This window comes from Streptomyces sp. NPDC044571, from assembly GCF_040647115.1.
In the GTDB taxonomy this organism is placed as follows: Bacteria; Actinomycetota; Actinomycetes; order Streptomycetales; family Streptomycetaceae; genus Streptomyces.
This window is the reverse complement of sequence record NZ_JBEZBN010000142.1, coordinates 1-1,184: the sequence shown is the minus strand read 5'-3', so window position 1 is coordinate 1,184 and position 1,184 is coordinate 1. Positions and strand designations below refer to the sequence as shown.

The 1,184-nt window shown below is 70.4% G+C and carries 2 protein-coding genes; both read right to left on the bottom strand.

The genetic code is table 11. The annotated features are described in order from the left end of the window. Positions 1-360: CU044_2847 family protein (locus AB0B01_RS30835; RefSeq protein WP_361726287.1), on the bottom strand; the 360-nt coding region annotated here is incomplete at its 3' end. A 150-nt stretch (positions 361-510) separates the two neighbouring features. Then, positions 511-1,179: an O-methyltransferase gene (locus tag AB0B01_RS30830; protein WP_361726290.1), complete on the bottom strand. Its 669-nt coding sequence runs from the start codon at positions 1,177-1,179 to the stop codon at positions 511-513. Positions 1,180-1,184 lie beyond the last annotated feature (5 nt).

Below are 1,184 nucleotides of genomic sequence, written 5' to 3'. Positions count from 1 at the left end.
ATTGTCCTCATCCGCACCCCGTGCGTCACTGCGGTTCCAGGTCAAACTGACCGAGAAATTGGCCACCGTTGCGGTGCTGGCGATGACGACGCCGGCTTCGGCGGACAGCGACACACCGAACTCCAGCGTGATCTCGTCCGGTGCGTGGGCCAGTCCGCGGAACCTGCTCACGAAGCTGTCCGCCACGGGCCGTACGGTGTCCAGCATCGCGTCCAGCGACTGCTCGGCCCGCGCCATGGACCGGCTGCCGCGGCCCACCCGGACGAGGCTCTCGTCCACTTCGTGGATCTGCACCCGGACGAACTCGTCGCTGCCCTCGCCCACCGGCACCTCGACCGTGCGCACCAGACGGTCACTCATGAATCCTCCAGCACTCGTCACCACCGACCGCAGCAGGCTAACCGCCCACCCGGCCGGGGCGGAGGCCGAACCCGAGGCCGGTTACCGCGCCTTCACGGGGTGGTACGCCGAAGCCGCGACGCGAACCGCACCCTGCTGCACGCGCGCCTGCTAGGCGGTGACGAGGGCGAGGGTGAAGCCGTCGTAGCCCTTGGCGCCCACGGTCTGGATGGTGGTGGCCGTCAGCCGGGGGTGCTCGGCGATGAGCTCGGTGAAGCGGCGTACTCCCTGGACGCGGGGGTCGGTGTCGGCGGGGTCGGTGACGGCGCCGTCGCGGACGACGTTGTCACCGACGATGACGCTGCCGGGGCGGGTGAGATTGAGGGCCCAGTCCAGGTAGTCGGGGTTGGAGGGCTTGTCGGCGTCGATGAAGACGAGGTCGAAGGGGCCGTACCCCTCCCCTGCCAACAGGGGGAGGGTGTCCAGTGCCCTGCCGACGCGGATGTCGACGGCCTGGTCGAGTCCGGCGCGGGCGATGTTCGCGGCAGCGGTGGCCGCGTACCGCTCGTCGGCCTCCAGGGTGACGAGCCGTCCGCCGTCGGGCAGGGCCCGGGCGAGCCAGATGGTGCTGTACCCGCCGAGGGTGCCGATTTCCAGGATGGTGCGGGCGCCCTGGATGCGGGCGAGCAGGTGGAGGAACTTGCCCTGGTTCGGGGCGACCTGATGCGGCGGCAGGCCCGCGGCGTCACTGTCCGTGGCGGTCGCGAGGAGGGCGGCGTCCTCCTCCACGAGGAGGCCGTTGAAGTAGTCGTCGACGGCGGTCCAGGTCTGCTGAGGCATAATGA